The sequence below is a fragment of the Halalkalibaculum sp. DA384 genome, assembly GCF_043951955.1.
Taxonomy (GTDB): Bacteria; Bacteroidota; Rhodothermia; order Balneolales; family Balneolaceae; genus JAMQKA01.
Window position 1 is genome coordinate 227,906 of record NZ_JBINJE010000003.1, and the last position, 16,096, is coordinate 244,001.

General features: G+C 50.1%; 15 protein-coding genes and 1 tRNA gene. 6 read left to right on the forward strand and 10 right to left on the reverse strand.

All coding sequences use genetic code 11. The annotated features are described in order from the left end of the window. Nucleotides 1-30: 30 nt before the first annotated feature. Together tig and ACG2E4_RS03380 are read right to left on the reverse strand one after the other, a co-directional pair. Nucleotides 31-1,377 (reverse strand): trigger factor, encoded by a 1,347-nt coding sequence (gene tig / locus ACG2E4_RS03375; RefSeq protein WP_395275707.1) that lies wholly within the window; start codon nucleotides 1,375-1,377, stop codon nucleotides 31-33. A 65-nt stretch (nucleotides 1,378-1,442) separates the two neighbouring features. Next, nucleotides 1,443-1,525, reverse strand: a tRNA-Leu gene (locus ACG2E4_RS03380). 191 nt (nucleotides 1,526-1,716) lie between these two features. Between ACG2E4_RS03380 and cutA the strand changes: the two genes are divergently transcribed. After that, nucleotides 1,717-2,082: a divalent-cation tolerance protein CutA gene (cutA, locus tag ACG2E4_RS03385; RefSeq protein ID WP_395257392.1), complete on the forward strand. Its 366-nt coding sequence runs from the start codon at nucleotides 1,717-1,719 to the stop codon at nucleotides 2,080-2,082. Nucleotides 2,083-2,172: 90 nt separating this feature from the next. Here the strand turns inward: cutA and ACG2E4_RS03390 are convergent, their stop codons facing one another. Continuing rightward, on the reverse strand, nucleotides 2,173-2,826 hold the full coding sequence (locus ACG2E4_RS03390) for a phosphoadenylyl-sulfate reductase (RefSeq protein WP_395275708.1): 654 nt from the start codon (nucleotides 2,824-2,826) through the stop codon (nucleotides 2,173-2,175). A gap of 140 nt (nucleotides 2,827-2,966) precedes the next feature. On the opposite strand from ACG2E4_RS03390, the gene ACG2E4_RS03395 reads away from it, so the two are divergent. After that, nucleotides 2,967-3,725: an enoyl-CoA hydratase/isomerase family protein gene (locus tag ACG2E4_RS03395; protein WP_395275709.1), complete on the forward strand. Its 759-nt coding sequence runs from the start codon at nucleotides 2,967-2,969 to the stop codon at nucleotides 3,723-3,725. A 314-nt stretch (nucleotides 3,726-4,039) separates the two neighbouring features. Here ACG2E4_RS03395 and ACG2E4_RS03400 read toward each other — a convergent pair whose 3' ends face one another. Next, entirely contained in the window at nucleotides 4,040-5,320 is a 1,281-nt protein-coding gene (locus ACG2E4_RS03400) for a S1C family serine protease (protein WP_395257398.1), read from the reverse strand. A gap of 16 nt (nucleotides 5,321-5,336) precedes the next feature. Beyond that, on the reverse strand, nucleotides 5,337-6,371 hold the full coding sequence (locus ACG2E4_RS03405; protein ID WP_395257400.1) for a bifunctional oligoribonuclease/PAP phosphatase NrnA: 1,035 nt from the start codon (nucleotides 6,369-6,371) through the stop codon (nucleotides 5,337-5,339). A gap of 116 nt (nucleotides 6,372-6,487) precedes the next feature. On the opposite strand from ACG2E4_RS03405, the gene ACG2E4_RS03410 reads away from it, so the two are divergent. Then, the gene (locus tag ACG2E4_RS03410; RefSeq protein WP_395275710.1) at nucleotides 6,488-7,123 is read left to right on the forward strand and encodes a thiamine diphosphokinase; all 636 of its coding nucleotides are present in this window, start codon (nucleotides 6,488-6,490) and stop codon (nucleotides 7,121-7,123) included. A gap of 101 nt (nucleotides 7,124-7,224) precedes the next feature. Beyond that, the gene (locus tag ACG2E4_RS03415) at nucleotides 7,225-8,616 is read left to right on the forward strand and encodes a sodium:solute symporter (RefSeq protein ID WP_395275711.1); all 1,392 of its coding nucleotides are present in this window, start codon (nucleotides 7,225-7,227) and stop codon (nucleotides 8,614-8,616) included. Nucleotides 8,617-8,785: 169 nt separating this feature from the next. Here ACG2E4_RS03415 and ACG2E4_RS03420 read toward each other — a convergent pair whose 3' ends face one another. The 4 genes from ACG2E4_RS03420 to ACG2E4_RS03435 all read right to left on the reverse strand — a co-directional run bounded on the left by ACG2E4_RS03420 (nucleotide 8,786) and on the right by ACG2E4_RS03435 (nucleotide 11,788). Continuing rightward, nucleotides 8,786-9,067, reverse strand: coding sequence for a hypothetical protein (locus ACG2E4_RS03420; RefSeq protein ID WP_310688321.1), 282 nt, complete (start codon nucleotides 9,065-9,067; stop codon nucleotides 8,786-8,788). Nucleotides 9,068-9,087: 20 nt separating this feature from the next. After that, nucleotides 9,088-9,516, reverse strand: coding sequence for a tRNA (adenosine(37)-N6)-threonylcarbamoyltransferase complex ATPase subunit type 1 TsaE (gene tsaE, locus ACG2E4_RS03425; RefSeq protein ID WP_395257406.1), 429 nt, complete (start codon nucleotides 9,514-9,516; stop codon nucleotides 9,088-9,090). Nucleotides 9,517-9,520: 4 nt separating this feature from the next. Further along, nucleotides 9,521-11,074, reverse strand: a complete 1,554-nt coding sequence (locus ACG2E4_RS03430; protein WP_395257408.1) for a response regulator — start codon at nucleotides 11,072-11,074, stop codon at nucleotides 9,521-9,523. A gap of 189 nt (nucleotides 11,075-11,263) precedes the next feature. Next, complete coding sequence (locus ACG2E4_RS03435; protein ID WP_395275712.1) at nucleotides 11,264-11,788, reverse strand: ComEA family DNA-binding protein; 525 nt, start codon at nucleotides 11,786-11,788, stop codon at nucleotides 11,264-11,266. A gap of 390 nt (nucleotides 11,789-12,178) precedes the next feature. Here ACG2E4_RS03435 and ACG2E4_RS03440 point away from each other — a divergent pair, with 390 nt between their 5' ends. After that, nucleotides 12,179-12,988, forward strand: a complete 810-nt coding sequence (locus ACG2E4_RS03440; protein ID WP_395257412.1) for an alpha/beta fold hydrolase — start codon at nucleotides 12,179-12,181, stop codon at nucleotides 12,986-12,988. 178 nt (nucleotides 12,989-13,166) lie between these two features. Here ACG2E4_RS03440 and ACG2E4_RS03445 read toward each other — a convergent pair whose 3' ends face one another. Beyond that, nucleotides 13,167-14,144, reverse strand: a complete 978-nt coding sequence (locus ACG2E4_RS03445; RefSeq protein WP_395275713.1) for a rhodanese-related sulfurtransferase — start codon at nucleotides 14,142-14,144, stop codon at nucleotides 13,167-13,169. Between the two features lie 125 nt (nucleotides 14,145-14,269). On the opposite strand from ACG2E4_RS03445, the gene ACG2E4_RS03450 reads away from it, so the two are divergent. Further along, nucleotides 14,270-16,072 carry an MXAN_6640 family putative metalloprotease gene (locus tag ACG2E4_RS03450; protein WP_395275714.1) on the forward strand — a complete coding sequence of 601 codons (1,803 nt, stop codon included), beginning with the start codon at nucleotides 14,270-14,272 and terminating at the stop codon, nucleotides 16,070-16,072. Nucleotides 16,073-16,096 lie beyond the last annotated feature (24 nt).

The following is a 16,096-nucleotide window of genomic DNA, read 5'->3' on the forward strand; positions in this document are numbered from 1 at the left end:
TAACTCAAAAAGTGGTTGTTTGTTCATAGCTTAACTAACAATATTGGAAGAGTTTTCCTGTTCTGCTTCATCTTCGGCCTGTTCGGCAGCCTTCATCTTTTCATCGTATGCTTCCTGATACTCCTCTTTGGAGATCTCTTCAACCTCGATTTCTTCACTGAGTCTGTCAAAAACCTTGTTTTCCCTGATACTATTCCGGAGATTTTCGAGCTGTTGCGGATTCTGAGCAAACATGTTCCTCATCTGGTCGACAGAGATACCGTACTGGGCCGCCTGTGCAGAGAGATGCTCATCTATATCATCGGGTTTTATCTCAATATCGTCAAATTTTTCTTGCAGCTTTTCATTGATAAAAAACCACTTGGCATCCCGCTCGGCACGGTCTCCCAGCCCCTCCTTGTACTCCTCGGGGTCAAAGTCGGGCGGCAGCTGTCCCTGGTTTTGCTGTTTTACGCGTTCCACATATTGATTCTTAAACTGCTCGATAAACACTTCGGGTACTTCAAATTCGTGCGCTTCCACCATTGCATCCACCAGGTCGCGCTTGAACAGATCATCGGCGCTTTGATCATAATAATCCTGAATCTGGCTTTTAATCAGGCTCTTGTACTCATCCACGTTCTTGGCCTCTTCGTTGGTCTGCTGCTTGGCAAACTCGTCGGTGAGGCGGGCCTTGTTCGGCTTTTCGATCTCCAGAATTTTCAATATGAAATGATGCGAATGATCGCCATGTCCTATTTCGACATCCACTTCGTCGCCAACCGTATGTCCCAGCAGGTCTTCCCTGAACTGCTCCGATTCCTCCTGGTTCAGGTCAATGACTTCGTTGGCCTTATTCTCCTCGTCCGGGTTTCCATCTTCATCAACAGGAATAGCCTGCACAGACACACGGCAGGTTTCGGTAACCTCTTCGCCCTCGTCGAGCGGTTCCCAGTCGCCCTGCTGCTGAAGCTGGTGCTCTACCTCTTCCCGGACTTCCTCATCCGTTACATCATGGACCATCTTGTCGACCTTGATCTTACTTAAGTCGGCAAGTTCAAATTCAGGTCGCGCACCAATTTTAAACACCGCTTCCAGCTCATCATTTTCCCAGCTCATCTCTACCATCTGGCTTTCGCCGACAGGCTCGTATTCGGGCACAACTTCATTCTCAAAAATTTCCTGTACATATTTGCCGATCTCCTCCTCCTCAATTTCATCGCCAAAGCGCTTTTTAATGAGCTGGATCGGCACTTTACCGGGGCGGAAGCCGGGCATGTTAATCTGGCCCTGGTACTTCTTGTAGGCTTCATTAAATTTGGGGGCCAGGTCTTCTCGTGTGGCAGAAATTTTCACCTGCTTGTCAACGGAAGTTATATCTTCTACTGAAATATCCACTTAAATTTACTCCTCGTATTTTCTACTTACTTAATTTTTGTTGATGCATTCACGGCAGACGAGAGTACGAGAGGGGGGACTCGAACCCCCACGCCAAAAAGGCACTAGATCCTAAATCTAGCGCGTCTACCAATTCCGCCACTCTCGCATGTTTAAAAACAGAAAACAGCTTAAACATTCTGCGGTAGTCTAAAAGCCACAAAAACTACGACTTTTTCGATCTCATTTCAACACATACTTTATTTATATCATTCGGATTTACCAATAAAGGCGATGAGACATTACAATCTATTTTGTAATTTCCCGTGAATCGAATCGCCTCAATTCAAATAACCCGGTATGTTTTACAACCTGCGCCTGGTGTACATTACCACCAAAGACCGAGATGAAGCCCGAACCATTGGCCGGGCCCTTGTCGAAGAGAAACTGGCAGCCTGCGTAAATATTATAGACGGCATGGAATCCATTTACCGGTGGGAGGGCAATATCGAGGAGGCAAAAGAAGCGATCCTGATAGCCAAGACCCCTTACCACAATGTAAAACCCCTCACCAAAAGGGTTAAACAACTGCACAGCTACGAGTGTCCCTGCGTGGTATCACTGACTCTCACCGAGCAGGAGGGCAATGACGAGTACCTCCGGTGGCTTATCAAGGAAACCCAGGACCAGTCGATCAGTTACGATATCGAGGAGGAAGAGACCTGAAACATCCGGATGAGGGACGGTATAGATAAATACCTCGATGGATAAACCCGGAAAAGCGTTAACTCGTTGGTGGCTGCATATTACAAGGTATTACCGGTGCAGCCCGCACTCTGTCTTTTCCATGTCAGACCAGCGTCCGTCTCTGCCCTCGGCGGGAACCGTGCAGTGCGTGCATCCGACCGAAGAGTAGCCCTGCTGCTGCAGCGGATTCCGCGGCAGCCCGTACATCTCCATATATTCATCAACCATGTTCTTGTTCCAGTCTACAAGTGGGTAGCAGCGCAGCATCTCGGTCTTTTCGATGACGATATCAAGGTTGCTGCGGTACCGGTTCTGGTACCCGATAAGACCCGACATCCAGATTGAAAACTGTTGCTTCAGGTCCTGCAGCGGCTCGAGCTTGTTTATCCTGCAGCACTCGTCCGGATCACTTGCCCAAAGCTGCTTTTCCCTTGTCAACTGATGCTTGGAGGAGTCCGGATGGAGGTCCACCACATTCAGGTCGAGCAGCTGGGTAAGCCGCTCTTTATACTCCAGCGTTTCCTGGAAGTGGTACCCGGTATCAATAAAGTAGATAGGGTATCCCGGTTTTACGCGACTTAAAATATGCAGCAATACCGCTGACGTCGTTCCAAAAGAGGAGGTTACCAGCACTTTTTTAAATGTGTTAAACACCTGGGCAACCCGCGCATCCACAAGTTTGGGTGACAATGTGCGGTTGATCTTCGCTTTATCTACAACCAATTGTATAACCGTTGGAATTGAGAATTTAGGCCTTTGACTTCTGATTTAAATAATTTTCAACAAAATTTCCAAACTCAACTTACATGATCCCTAACTTAACCCAAAATCATTTATGAAACTTCACAAACCAAGATAGCCTGATGTCGACTACTTTGGATGTAACAGCTTATGAGCACATTCTAACGGCCACCATTCAGCGCCCCGAGGCGATGAATGCCATCAATTTTGAGCTTATGGACGAGCTCGAAAGGGTGTTAGATCATCTTGAAAACAGTCGGATGCGTGCATTTGTCCTTACCGGGGCCGGCAGGGATCTCTTTGTTTCGGGAGGAGATCTCAAGGAATTTCACGGGATCAAATCAGCAGATGAAGCCGAACAGATGGCGCGCCGCATGGGGGCCATACTCAAGCGGATCGAACGGCTGCCCTGCTGGACCATCGCTTCCATCAATGGTTCAACCTACGGCGGCGGGTGGGAGCTTATGCTCGCTTTTGACTTCCGGATCGCCTCCGCTGATGCCACATTCCATTTCAGCCAGGGAAAATTCTACCTGCCGCCCGGCTGGGGCGGACTTACGCGACTGGTGGAAAAAGTCGGACGTTCAACAGCCCTGCGCTGGCTGGCCGAAACAGCAGAAATCGATGCGGGAAAAGCGTTGAATTACGGCTTGATTGACCGCCTTTGCCCTCCCGACGAACGGACAGAACAGACGTATGACTGGGCGAAAGAAATGTGTAAAAATGATCGCGATTACATAAAAACGCTAAAACAGGGGGCCCTTGCTTTCTCCGAAGCTCGATGGAAAGCCATCGAACAGGAAATACAGCCGTTTGCCCGGCTTTGGGAAGATGAGCGTCACCATACGCGTGTAGAAAAGTTTTTGAATAAAAAAGACTAGGAAAAAGACCTCCAAGGTTTTGGAAACCTTGGAGGTCTCTAAGACAGTTAGCGTGGCCACTTCCCGAGCATCACTAAATGGAGTAGGCTTATCACTCACATCAGCCTGCCAAAATGTAAAAACAATTCCTAACAATACTTGATCTGGGCCTGTAATGGTAACCTCGGGTTCAGGTAGTGCAATATTGTGAGACCCGGGTTTACTGGCAATAGTATAAGCAACTTCTGCATTACCCGGTGAGGTTGGTCGTCATCCCGGATCGTTGCCCGGCAAGATAGTAAAATCATAAACAAAGTAATTTAACCCTCAGACAGCTACCTGTTGCTCTGCGTGCTATCTACTTTTTGCCGCAGCTTCATCTCGGCTTCGTAGCGTTTGTTCTTGCGCATCAGCTCCAGCTTCATGGTGTCTCCCTCCTCAAATTCACGCATCAGGGCCTGGGCGTGCATCTGGCTGTGCACCCGGTTGTCGCCAATTTTCAGGATGATATCTCCCGGCATTATTCCCGCTTCGTAGGCCGGGCCATCCTTGTTTACGCTGGTCACCAGCAGCCCCATAATGGCGGGCAGGTTGTACTGGGCTGCAATGCGATAGGTCATGGGCGTCGTCTCAAAACCGGGATTGTAGCTGAGTTTCACCTCCCCGGATCGCGACAACTGGTCAATAATTTTTTCCACACGGTTGCTGGGAATCGCAAATCCGAGTCCCACATTCCCGCCACTGGTTCCCCCGGTATAGATGAAGGTGTTCACCCCGATTACTTCACCCTGGCTGTTCACGAGCGGTCCCCCGGAATTTCCGCGGTTGATGGCGGCATCCGTTTGAATCATATCCATATAGACGCGTGGTTCGTTCGGATCTGGCCGAAAATCGCGCCGCGTGGCACTGACCACACCCACCGTTACCGAAGGCTGGGCCGCCTCAAAAAGGCCGAATGGATTGCCAATAGCTATACTCCATTCCCCCACCATCACCTGGTCGGAGTCCCCGAAATTCATATGCGGAAATTCGCGGTCAGACTGTATTTTCAGCAGGGCCAGGTCCGCCAGCTCATCGGAGCCCAGCAGCTTGGCCTCGTGCTGGGAGCCATCGGGCAGCGACACCACTATTTTCTTGGCATTTTGGCCGGCCACATGCTCGTTGGTCACCACAAGCCCGTCTTTACTGATGATAAAACCGGAGCCCATGCTGTTGAATTCCCGCTCCTGCGGGGCCAGGAAAAAACCGTAGAACTCGTCAAACGCCAGCCGGCGCCCGCCCTGCACCACTTCGGTTACCGTAATACTTACTACGGCCGGGCTCACCTCACGCACCGTTCGCGTAATGGCATTATGGCGCGATGCATAAACTGTGGAATCCACCTGTTGGGGTGTCAGTGTGTTCGAACCGGCAGGCCGACTTCCCCCGGTCCCGGTCGGAACAGCCGTCGTTCCCGCAGCAATCGTCTGCATTTTTTGGGGACTGCTATCCTGAACGGACTGTACCGTTTCCTTCTGTGCACCCGGGGCAGGCTCCTGGCCTTTTTGAGGCTGACATGCTATAAAAGAAAATATCAACAGGTATACAGCAGGTGTAATGAACAGGGTTCGTACCATGTCTCTACCACTTGTTTTAGGACTTGTCAATATGTACAAGCTGCTTGGAGCCGATCTCCACCACCTCTTTGATGGTTTTCTCCAGGGGACCGGGGTGCCACGCCCCCGAGGCTTTTTTGTGCCCTCCACCACCAATTTCGCGCGCCCACTTGTTGACATCCACTTCATTGCTTTTTGAGCGCAGGCTCATCTTCACCCCGTCGCCCAGCGCCTTGAACAGCACCGCTGCCTTGATACCGGCCACGCTCAGCGGATAGGCCACGAAGCCTTCGGTGTCGTCGTTGGTGGTATTGGTCTGCTCCAGCATCTCTTCGGTAACGCACATAATCGCAATTTGATTGTCCTCGTACAGCTCAATAGTTCCAATGGCCATTCCCAGCAGGCGCAACTGGTTGATCGTCTTGTGCGAAAACACCTTTTCAGCTACCTCATTGGGGCGAAAGCCTCCCAGTCTCAGCAGTTCTGAACTGATATTCAGCGTCTCCGGGGTCACGCTGTCATATTGGAGCGAGCCGGTATCTGTAAGGATGCCCGTATACAACGCCTTTGCCGCCTGCTCATCCAGCTGATTGATATCTTGCTGCAAGAAAACGTGAAATATCAGCTCACAAGTAGAAGAGGCCTCCTCCACAGAGATGCTCATATCGAAGCCGTCTTTGGGATCCGGGTGATGATCGATCATAAAGGTGGGCTTGGGATCATCCTGGATATAATCCGAATAGGTTCCAAACCGGGGGGGAGAGTTCCCGTCAACCAATACAAAGGCCTCGCACTCTTTCAGCTCCTTTTCTTCCGGTTTCTGAATCTTATAGAATTCGGTAAGCCATTCCAGATTCATCGGCACGGGGTCGTCATTAAATGCATACGCCTTGATACCATTTTTTTCCAGCCAGAGACACATTGCGATTTGCGATCCAATACAATCTCCATCAGGACGTATATGGGAAAAGACCCCCACCGTTTGATACTCTTGTAACCTCTGTATCAGTTTTTTAAACATGCTGCAAATAGTCGTAAATGGAAGAAAAATAAGCTTATTAAAAAAAGGCATTGCCTTGAAGAAAGCAATTATTTTTACCCCTTAAATATTCACTTGTCTCCTGTATTTTACGACGAGAACTGTGCTTAAACTCGTTTATTTTACAACAACGCTAAAAAAACACCTCTATGAAGGGACTTGTACTTTGCAACGGACTTCCTCCAAAACCGTCGCTGCTGGAAAGCTATCTGCGGGAATCGCCGCTTTTTATTGCTGCTGACGGAGGCGGCAACACTGCGCGAAAGCTCGGGTTCGCTCCCGACCTGGTGGTGGGCGATCTCGACAGTTTTACCCCCAGCCCGGATGATGATTTCGAGGTGATTAAAGATCCGGACCAAAATACCAACGATCTGGAAAAAGCACTGGATCTGGCCGCCGAACGAGGGATATCACATGTTACCGTGCTGGGTGTTACCGGCCAGCGAATTGATCAGACCCTCAAAAACCTTTCGGTTCTCAAGCGATATGACAGCCGGTTCGAGTCTCTCGTCTTTGAAGATCACTTCGGGCAGGTCTTTCTGCTGCCCCGCTCCTTCTCCACTGAACTTCCTCCTGGCACCACCGTGTCGCTGTTTCCGTTATCCGGTCGCGTGGAGGGCATACGCACAAAGGGCTTAAAATACCCGCTGCAGAACGACTTTCTGGAAAACGGCGTGCGCGACGGATCTTCCAACAGGGTGGTCTCCTCTCCTGTTACAATTGAATACCAGACGGGTGACCTGTTGATATTTATTGCCGGCGACGAAACAATGGAGGAGTTCTAACCCGGATTTCTCCACCAAAAAATTTCTTCCTCGGTGCGTTGAAGCATGATCCCCAAAGGAATATCTTTGGACCGGCATAATCCCTAACCAACTAGGTACCATTGACCGAACTCCAATTTACCGCGCTGGACTGGCTGCTGCTGTTTTCCTACTTTGGCCTGCTCATTTACCTGAGCTGGCAGAAAGACTGGGACAAGCAGGACGAGGAGGGATTTCTGCTTTCCGGCCGAAAAATGACGCTGCCGGCTTTTGTGGCCACGCTCGTTTCCACCTGGTATGGCGGCATCCTGGGCGTGGGAGAATACAGCTACCAGTACGGTATTTCCCAATGGCTTCTGTTCGGATTTCCCTTTTATGTGTTTTCCGCCCTTTTTGCTGTATTCCTGGCTGGGAAAATACGTCTCAACAGGGCGCTGTCCATTCCCGAGGCGATAGGCCACACATATGGAGCAACGGCCGGTCGATTTTCCGCCGTACCCATTTTTGTGCTTGTCAGTCCCGCCCCCTACATCCTGATGCTCGGACTGCTCTTCCAGTACATGACCGGAGGCAGCGGCAACTTTTTATGGTATGCGGCCGCCATTGCGCTGTTCTCGGTAGCTTATGTCAGTTTTGGAGGATTCAAGGCCGTCGTACGGACCGATATCCTCCAGGTTGTACTCATGTTTGGCGGTTTTATCCTGCTTCTCCTGTTCGCCTTTCAGGAGTTTGGCTTTATCGGCGAACTCTGGAGGAAGGTCCCTGACACCCACCGCGATATCACCGGGGGGCACGATCTCCAATACATTTTGGTCTGGTTTTTTATCGCGCTGTGGACGTTTGTAGATCCCAGTTTCCACCAGCGGGCCGCCGCAGCCGAGTCGCCGGAAACCGCCAAAAAGGGAATTTTCGTATCGATCCTGCTGTGGTCCCTTTTCGATTTCCTGACGATGTTCAGCGGCATGTACGGCTGGGCCATACTGGGAGCGCACCTGGGAGAACCGATAATGGTGTATCCCTACCTGGCCAACGAGATTCTACCACTGGGTATCAAGGGACTCTTTTTTCTGGCCCTGCTGGCCTCCATCATGTCTACCATGGACAGTTACTTGTTTCTCTCCGGGCAAACCCTGGGGCGTGATTTCCTGGCCAACTATTTCCCCGAAACGCCCAATAACCGGCTTACGCGCCTCAGCGTGTTGATAGCGGCCATACTCGGCATTTTGTTGATTATACTCTACCCGAGCGTCATCGACTTGTGGTACGTGATCGGATCTGTCATGATTCCGGGCCTGCTGATCCCCGTGCTCGGGGTTTACCTGCCGCTGTTCAAGCTTAACCGCCGGATAGTGCTGCTAACCATGATCACCAGTATTCTCGTGTCTCTTTTCTGGCTGGCAATGGGCACCATCTATAACCAGGAACCCTATTCCTATACGTTCTGGGGAATTGAACCCTTTTATCCCGGGCTGCTGACCAGCTTCCTGTTTTGGCTCGTTGGCAGGATAAGATAGTAATAGGATAAAGCCGACATTCAAATAACCACATTCAAAACCGCGGGTTATCCATCATAATCCGGAATTTTGAATATGCAGCCAAACAGGTACAGGAAAAACAGTGGCTTGGCAATTTTTTAAAAAAATAATCTCAGCCAGGAATAAATCAGAAGATGGGATTTGAATACTATGTGCTCTTGAGGATGTGCCCGAGATTCAGCTTGTGGATTGGAATCAGGTATTTCATGGAGAGCGCGTCTTTCTGGATGTTGAGCAGCCCCGTTCCGCGAAAGTCAACCACGGCCAGCCCGTCCATACAGCGAACCACCTCTCCGATACCGTAAAATTCCGGGCAGGGTCCATAATATACCAGATCACCCAGCTGAATATTGTTTTTGGCTCTCCGGTGAAACGGAAGAATCACCGGTAGACGATCGAGTCGATATGATAATCGTTGATTTGCTCCCATAAGAGCCTAAATATAGCCAATTATTTTTTTTCGTTGCCAAATATAAATTTTCTTTCCCGGGGGCCCAGGGGCTCAATATTTATCCATCGGGAATGTGCGGGGATGAGTGGACGTATTTTTTCAGGCCACTCAATTACCGAAACGCCCTCTCTATAAAAATATTCTTCGGCACCAATTTCAAGCGCTTCCTCCGGGTTTTCCATGCGATAACAGTCGAAATGAAAAATAGGAAGGGTTCCGTCATATTCGTGGATCAGGGTATAAGTGGGAGAGAGCACTTCCCGGGGGTCCACCCCAAAAAAACCCGCCATTCCCTTTACAAACTGGGTTTTCCCCGCTCCCAGGGGCCCCTGGAGACAGACAACATCCCCGGCCGCCAGCTGTTTTGCATACCGCCCGGCCAGTTCGCGGGTCTCTTCTTCCGAAGTTGTTACCACTTCTGTTTCCATCGGATTACAGCGTTGACCGTGGCCGCAGGGTTGCGATAGGCAAAATCATCTCTTCCATGCTCGCTCCGCCATGCAGAAAAGTATCGCGATAGCGATTCTGGTACCGGTGATAGTTGGTGGGGTAGACAAAATAATAATCCTCCTTGGCGATAATATAATTATTGACCAGTTTGGGAGTCGGTAGCTTGTAGGAGTTGGGATCATCGATAAAGATCGCGGCACTCTCCTCGGCTTTGAGATTCCGCCCGTATTTGTATCGCAGGTTGGTGGAGGTGTCTTTATCCCCGAACACCTTGGTATCCCGCAGGGCCCGTACCGCCCCGTGATCGCTGGTAATGACAATGACCACCTCTTCTTCCGAAAGCTCTTTCAGGATACGCAGAAGCGAGGAGTGCTGAAACCAGGTGCGCGTCAGGGACCGGAAGGCGGGTACGTCGGGGGCGATCTCCTTGAGGACCTCCGAGTCTGACCGCGAATGGACCAGCGTATCCACAAAATTATAGACAAATGTACTCAGCGGCGACTGCGTGTAGTTGTGAATGCGGTCGGCGATTTTCTGGCCCTCTTCCGCATTCAGAATTTTTTCATACTTAAAATTCAGGTTCATGCTTTGCCGCCCGAGCTGGCGCTCCAGCAGTTCATGCTCGAACTGGTTGAGCGAACTTTCATTATCGCCCTGCTCCCACAGTTCCGGGTAGATCTCCTCGATCTCCAGCGGGAACAGACCTGAAAAAATTGCGTTGCGCGAGTAGGGCGTGGCGGTGGGCAGAATGGAGTAGTAAAAGTCGGTATCGATGCTGTAAAAGTCGGTCAGCAAACTTTCAAACACGAGCCACTGGTCGTAGCGCATGCAGTCGATCACAAAAAAGAGCGTCGTTTGATCGTTTTCCACATGGGGGAGCACGTACTCGGGCAGGATATCCACCGAAAGCGCCGGGCGTTGCGGTGTCTGCTGCTCCAGCCAGGGACGGTATGCCTGCTGGATATATTTCCCAAATTCCCGGTTGGCCTCCTGGTACTGGTCGGTCAGGACCTGGCGGAGCGATTCCTCGCTGCCTTCCAGATCGATTTCCCACCGCGTTAACTGCTGGTAGATATTGATCCACTCCTCCCAGCCGGTATCCTCGCGGATACGCGCCGAAATTTTATTGAAATTGCGGAGATAGGACTGTGCAAATTTTTCATTGCGAATCCGCTTGCGTTCCAGAATCCGCTTTACGGTAAGCAGAATCTGGTTGGGATTGACCGGCTTGATCAGGTAATCCGATATCTTGCCGCCGATGGCGTCTTCCATAATCGACTCCTCCTCGCTCTTCGTGATCATGACCACCGGCAGCGAAGGTTGCGACCGTTTTATTTTATCCAGCGTAGCCAGCCCGTCCATGCCGGGCATCTGTTCATCCAGGAAGACGATATCAAAGATTCTCTCCTTGATTAACGTGACGGCGTCACTCCCGTTCGTAACCGGAACAATTTCAAAGCCTTTGTTTTCAAGAAAAATGATATGGGGTTTCAGCTGATCGATCTCGTCATCAGCCCAGAGAATACGATTCGACATCGAACATCTTTTTTTAAGCTTTCGGATGCAGCACCACACCCACGTTTATTTAACCTTTCGAATATAACGTGTTTTTGGGTGAAGTGTGACGGGAAGACGGAGAAATTGAGGATTTGATGAAAGGGTGTTTCGCAATGGGTGTTGAGTCGTGAGCCACGCGTTTACTTGCTTGTTTTTATTTTAAAAACGTTACAGTTCAATCATCGATTCCATGTTTTCCAATCGTTTTTCCCCGATCCCCTTGATCTTCACAAGTTCGCGGATGGTTTGAAATTTCCCGCTGCTGTCGCGGTAGGCGACGATTCGCCGGGCGTATACCGGTCCCACCCCCGGCAGCTCCTGCAGTTTTTGTACGCTCGCGGTATTGATATTGATCCGGGTCGTATCGTTGCCAGCCCCCTTTCCGGGTTCCTTAGTCGTGGTATCTTCCGGGACAGGAATCGTATCTGCAGAGGTTACGGCCGGTCTCACTTCCACCGGTCCCGGATTGTACCGGCGCATCAACTCCGCTTCCTGTCGGGCGATCAATTTCGTTTTACGATCAAATTCCCGCTTGATCTCGGCATAATCCCCGGCTTCAGCCGCAGGTTGTGGTTCCAAAAAAACATTTACCAGCGATATGACGAGCAATACCATTATCAGCACGGACAGAGTAACCCGCTCCTGCCGCGTTATCCTCAGTTTTTCCAACAAAAAGAATATGTTCCTGTTCATCGGTCTCTCCTCTCTTCGTTTTTGCCATTTGTTTTTATGGACCGTCCAAAAGGCCGATCCTTACAAAAAATCTTGTTTTACAACCAGATTAGTGAGATGTTTGGCTGCAGCGAAGGGACAACGAGAGCCCGACCCTGGTGTCCAGTGAACCATAACCATTGGGCTTACCGAATACTGAAACGCAGGTGAGGCTGATGCTGCGGATTAACCACAAAGTAGTTGTTCAAACAGCACCTTCAAATGATCTGCGTGCAGATCAGCCTGATCGGTGGTATCCGCGTTATGCCAGTAATGCCGAATCCAGGGCTTGACACGACACTAGTATAATTGTTGATGAATCAGTAAAGAAGTAATTAGTGCAATACCGAGTGATTGGCAACAGATAAAAGCATGAGTACACAATACGCTTTCTCCTATAACCACCTGGATATCGCCTACAGAAAAATGGGGCGGGGCAAACCACTGGTAATGCTGCACGGATGGGGTACCAGTGGACAGGTACTGCTGCCGCTTGCCGAAATGCTCTCCGACATCCGCACCTGCTACGTCCTGGACCTGCCTGGTTTTGGCCATTCCCCGGCTCCCCCTCACCCCTGGGCGATCGATGACTACGCCGATATGGTTCAATCGTTTGCGAAATCCCTCGATCTGAATCCCGTCGACCTGCTGGTTCACTCCTTCGGTGGGAGAATTGCCCTGAAACTCTGTGCCCGCGAATGGGGAAAACGAGCGGTCGACAAAGTGCTGATCACCGGCGGTGCGGGCATGAAACCCAAACGAAGTGTCAAATTCCACTTCAAAAAGTATCTTGCAAAAACGCTTAAAGCCCCCCTCCTGCTGCTGTCCGGCCAGGCCAGGGAAAAGGCGTTACAAGCATTACGTGGAACCGCACTGTGGAAATGGCTGGGTTCCTCCGACTACCAGAAGCTTTCAGGTGTAATGCGGGAGACCTTTGTCAAATCTGTCACAGAGCACCTGGAATCCTGCCTGCCCGAAATTCCGCACGAAGTGCTGCTCCTCTGGGGCCGTGACGACGAAGCCACGCCGCTCTACCAGGGCGAACGCATGGAAAAAGGCATTGAAAACGCTGCTTTGGTCACCATTGAACATGCCGGGCACTACGCTTTTTTGGATCGCCCAAAGCATTTTGCCTCAATAACACGGGCTTTTTTAAAGGGTAAGTCCAGCTCAAAAAGGTGACACAAGCAAGGCGCTCCCCCATTCGTCATAAGAGGCCTTAGCAAAACATTCGAATCACCGTTCGCAGGGAGTTGTACTTATGAGCTATATAAGATCGGTAGCACAACCACACAGGGCACCAGGTTCTGCAAAGGCCTCTAAAGTTACCACCAAAAAATGACTTTACTCATCTCACGTCTCACGCCTCACGTCTGACGTCTGACCTCTCACTTGCCAGCTCCCGCTCTTTAAAATTATCGTCAAAATAGTTGTACCACTTTCGGAACGGGCGGAAGGCGTTTTCCGGATCAAACGGCCGTTTATATTCACTTTGGCGACACTCCTCGCTGCAGCAGCCCTCCATCATGCGCGCGCCCTCCTCCGAGCAGACAAACAGCTTGTTGCACTCCATGTTGGCGCAGTTGATGTAACTGTCGGCGGCCTTGCCGGTAATTTCACAGCGGGCGATCGGCTCGAGGTTGTCTTTGTTGACCGGCACCACCAGTCGATCATCAAACACAAAGCACTTGCCCTTGTAATGCTTGCCGCCCTCCTCGTGGGCATACCGCAGGATACCGCCGTGCAGCTGGTTCACATCCTGCCAGCCTTTCTCTTTCATGAGCACCGAAAATTTTTCGCAGCGGATGCCACCGGTGCAGTACATCAGCACTTTTTTGTTCTTGGGCGCATCAAACTGCTCCAGCCAGTCCGGGAACTCGTAAAAATTTTCGACTTCCGGCGTGATGGCCCCCTCAAAATGACCGATCCTGCTCTCATAGTCATTTCGCACGTCAATCATTATATAGTCTTCGTCCGACTCCATCAGCTCTTTCCATTCGTGCGGTTCCAGGTAGTTACCGCCATCCGCGGGATCCACTCCCTCTTCATGCAGGGCCACGATCTCATCCCGCGTCTTGCACTTAAGCTTGGCAAAAGGGATAAAATCGCTTGTATCGGTCTTAAAGTCGATGCCGTCAAAGCCTTCAATGGAGGTCAGGTGTTCCTTGTACTGCTGCACCTGTTCGGGGGTGCCGCCCAGCGTGCCGTTGATCCCCTCTTCTCCAATATATATTCGTCCTTTAACACCCAGCTCCTTGCAAAACGCTTTATGCCGCTCGCAAAATGATTCCGGGTTCGCAATCTCCCTGAACTTGTAATAAAGAATGACCTCGTACATATTCCTGCTTCTGTTAAATTTGTAAAGCGTATGAATTAAAGCTTATTGATTATTGCAAAACCCAAAATTAAGGGTAATTTTGGAAGAAATGAACATTCAACTGTAAGAAATATTGTCCACTTCATTTGTTCTCATCACTCAAATTCCATAGCTCGCTGATCTTCCTTTGGCTGATTACCGTGACGGTATTTGCCCAGCAGACGGCCAGAGCCAACCAGCATATCCATCCCCAGAAGCACCCGATGCTTAGCAAAATTCAAGCTGACTACCAAGGTGGACAGATCAGTCTGGATCAAAAAATACTGTTCCAGTTTTATGCAGGATTACAACTGCAATCTCTTCCCGAACCCTATAAAAGCAGTTCACCTGATCCAATAAAATGCGGGGTGCCGATAATCCGGGAATACCGGGCTAACCGAGATCAATTATCACCCTCCACCATACAAGAAATCGAGTCCATGGTGCAGAACGTCACCCAGGCACAGCACACCTACCGTTCACCGAGCGGCAAGTTCAAAATTCATTACGATACCAATGGAGAGGATGCCGTACCCGCCGGAGACACTGAGCCTGAAAATGGCATCCCGGATTATGTGGATCAAGTTGCGGCGGCAGCCGACTCTTCATGGCGCCACGAGGTGCAAACTCTGGGACACAGCGATCCGGTCATCGGGCCATCAGAACCGTATAATATTTATTTCAAAAATTTCAACTATTATGGACAAACTTGGCCTTCAAATTCTACAACTTATTTTGTAATTCACAATAATTTTAACGGTTTTCCGGAGAATACGGATCCCGAAGGAGACCAGGCCGGGGCGATTAAAGTAACCGTGGCACATGAGTTGAAGCATGCTATTCAGTATGCTAACAGTAAATGGTATTGGCCTAGCGATTCACAGAGTCCACACGGCGAAAGTTGGTCAGAAATGGATGCTACACTTATGGAAGAAGTGGTTTATGATGATGTGAATGACTATTATAATTATATTTACTACAGTTCAAGTATATTTAATTCCGGCAGCCACTCTATACCAGCTTCTTACGAAGGTGTAACCTGGTTCATTTATTTCAAGGAGCGATATGGCGATGCGTTCTGGCCGGCCGTCTGGAACCGAATTGAAAGGAGATATGAGACCCAACAGAATCAGCAGAATCCTGACTACCTGATGATGCTGGAGGCGATTACGATGACCCTGCAGCAGGATTATGATGAAAGTTTTAAACATGCCCTGGCGGAGTCGCATCTCTGGCATTATGCCTCGGGAGACCAATATTCAATCATGGATTTCGGTTTCCAAGAGAAGGAGGAGTACCCCAATCCAAATATCAATGCTACGATAGTTGCGCGCGACAGCATGAACACCCCGCGGCCCATTCCATCGCTTGGGGCTCACTATATTACAGCCAGAAAAGAACCGATGCTTGCGGGATTCGTGCAGGTGCAGGCCGAGTTTGATTCGACGTTTACCAACTTTGGCCTGATCGGCTATTTCAGTGATGGCTCGGTTCGGACAATGACCCAGCCCGGCAATGCTTCCGGGACGCTCACCATTACCACCAACTGGGACTGGAACGCGCTGCAAGAGGTAGGCATTGTGGTGACCAACTCCAGCAATACTACCTCCACCGGGTACCAGCTGACGGTCACTTCTCAGATTCCGGAAGAAATACAGCTTGCGCAAAACTATCCAAACCCGTTCAATCCCGGTACGACGATCGAATTTGGACTCCCGGAACAAACTCATGTAGAGCTTGCGGTGTATGATATTGTAGGCCGAAAAGTCGCAACCTTGCAGGATGAAGTGCTGCTGGCCGGCTATTACGATGTTCCATTTAATGGTCGAAACCTCGCCTCAGGAGTTTATTTTTACCGGCTGGTTACCGATCAGCAGGTTATTGTCAAAAAAATGACGCTTATTAAGTAATATTTCATGTTGCAGGATAAAGGT

Excerpts from the sequence above, each read along its gene's own strand:
- ACG2E4_RS03445 (WP_395275713.1), bottom strand. The coding sequence starts at position 14,144 with ATGTACGAGGTCATTCTTTATTACAAGTTCAGGGAGATTGCGAACCCG.
- ACG2E4_RS03405 (WP_395257400.1), bottom strand. The coding sequence starts at position 6,371 with ATGCCTTTTTTTAATAAGCTTATTTTTCTTCCATTTACGACTATTTGC.
- ACG2E4_RS03420 (WP_310688321.1), bottom strand. The coding sequence starts at position 9,067 with ATGGGAGCAAATCAACGATTATCATATCGACTCGATCGTCTACCGGTG.
- ACG2E4_RS03430 (WP_395257408.1), bottom strand. The coding sequence starts at position 11,074 with ATGTCGAATCGTATTCTCTGGGCTGATGACGAGATCGATCAGCTGAAA.
- ACG2E4_RS03410 (WP_395275710.1), top strand. The coding sequence starts at position 6,488 with ATGAAGGGACTTGTACTTTGCAACGGACTTCCTCCAAAACCGTCGCTG.
- tsaE (WP_395257406.1), bottom strand. The coding sequence starts at position 9,516 with ATGGAAACAGAAGTGGTAACAACTTCGGAAGAAGAGACCCGCGAACTG.
- cutA (WP_395257392.1), top strand. The coding sequence starts at position 1,717 with ATGTTTTACAACCTGCGCCTGGTGTACATTACCACCAAAGACCGAGAT.
- ACG2E4_RS03435 (WP_395275712.1), bottom strand. The coding sequence starts at position 11,788 with ATGAACAGGAACATATTCTTTTTGTTGGAAAAACTGAGGATAACGCGG.
- ACG2E4_RS03400 (WP_395257398.1), bottom strand. The coding sequence starts at position 5,320 with ATGGTACGAACCCTGTTCATTACACCTGCTGTATACCTGTTGATATTT.
- ACG2E4_RS03395 (WP_395275709.1), top strand. The coding sequence starts at position 2,967 with ATGTCGACTACTTTGGATGTAACAGCTTATGAGCACATTCTAACGGCC.
- ACG2E4_RS03440 (WP_395257412.1), top strand. The coding sequence starts at position 12,179 with ATGAGTACACAATACGCTTTCTCCTATAACCACCTGGATATCGCCTAC.